Origin of the sequence: Thermogutta sp. (assembly GCF_014359955.1) — a bacterium.
Lineage (GTDB): Bacteria > Planctomycetota > Planctomycetia > Pirellulales > Thermoguttaceae > Thermogutta.
Genome location: NZ_JACIYL010000922.1, coordinates 1 through 1,585, shown reverse-complemented (window position 1 = coordinate 1,585; position 1,585 = coordinate 1). Strand labels below are relative to the sequence as shown.

The following is a 1,585-nucleotide window of genomic DNA, read 5'->3' as shown; positions in this document are numbered from 1 at the left end:
GCACCTCGATTCTAATACGGTTTGATGACGCCCCGGTGATTATGCCCCCCAATTCACACGGGTATGTAATGGTTTCCTTGCTCTCCCCGTTGAGGGAGAGCTGACCAGCACCGAACATTACCGCCATATGCTTGATCCCTCCATCACGTGGTCTGGGCGCCGCGGATGGAGCAGTGTGTAACGCTTTCCTGTCCATGGCTCCGCGAAAAGAACAGAGGTGACCGCATGTTATGCTCCCTTACCGAAAGGAAAGGTTTTCTCGTCGGATGTGCGATCTTGAGTTCTCTGATTGCTGGTTGGCTTTCTCCGCCATGGGCAGTTTCAGCAGGGGAGGAAGCACCGTCGAGCCAGGTCACCTTTTACGTTTCTGCCCAGGGAAACGATGAGTGGTCTGGGCTGTCTCCTTCTGCGGATCCCGAACATCGCACCGGGCCGTGGCGGACACTTGCCCCACTTGTGCACACATTGCATCAGCTCGCGGCCAAAGACGCTGCTGTCACGGTGAAGATTGTCTTTGGTCCCGGGCGGCTGGAATTGTCCGAACCCATCACCCTGCGTGATCTGCCGAAGTCGATCGCTGGTCTCGAATTTGAAGCGGAGACACCCGGCTCCGTGGTGTGGAGTGGTGGACGTCTCGTTACAAACTGGAAACGTGCCCGTGAGGCAGCCAATGTCTCGCCACTCCTCCCCGAAGAGGCACGTGAACACGTTTTCATTGCTGATCTAAAAGAACTTGGGGTGTCCGACTACGGCTCGGCGGGAGGTGGAGGTCTCGAGCTTTTCTATCAGAATCGCCGAATGACACTCGCGCGGTGGCCCAATCAAGGTTTTACCAAAATTGTTGACGTGCTCGGTGAACAACCCATCGATGTACGCGGCAAAAAAGGCGACAAAGTCGGCAAGTTTATTTACGAGGGCGATCGCCCATCCCGCTGGCTCGAGGAAAAAGATCCCTGGGTTCACGGTTACTGGTTCTGGGACTGGTCCGACCAGCGACATCCCATTGCTTTCATCGATCCCAATCGATCGCTCATCGCCGTCAAACCGCCCTATCATTCCTACGGCTACCGAAAAGGGCAGTGGTGGTACGCCTTCAATCTGCTCAGTGAACTCGATGCACCGGGTGAATATTATCTCGACCGCGAGACAGGCCAGCTTTACTTCTGGCCGCCGGATTCCCCCACCGATCCAGCCGGCCTTGAAGACGGCCAGCCCACTGTCTCTGTCAGTTCCGGAATCATGCGACTGGTTTCGGCGAAAAATGTTGCGTTGCGAGGTCTGCAGCTCGCCCATTGTCGTGGTACAGCCCTCGTCTGTGAAAATTGCGAAAACTGTTCGATCGAAAACTGTGAATTCCTCTTGACGGGCGGCTGGGCGGTCCAAATACGGGGAGGTCATCAGTGCGCTGTACGCCGGAGTCATCTCCACGAGCTCGGCGAAGGAGGAGTTTCCGCCACAGGAGGTGATCGCGCCACGCTGTCGCCCGCGGGCCACATCGTGGAGGACAACGAGATCCATGACTACGGGCAAATCCATCCCATGTATCGCCCGGGGGTATCGATCGGCGGTGTGGGCCAGCACGTCC

Annotated in this window: 1 protein-coding gene; it reads left to right on the top strand. The window is 57.0% G+C overall.

Going from position 1 to position 1,585, the window contains the following annotated elements:
• Window positions 1-276: 276 nt before the first annotated feature.
• On the top strand, window positions 277-1,585 hold a 1,309-nt coding region (locus H5U08_RS18210), incomplete at its 3' end, for a right-handed parallel beta-helix repeat-containing protein (protein WP_297036401.1).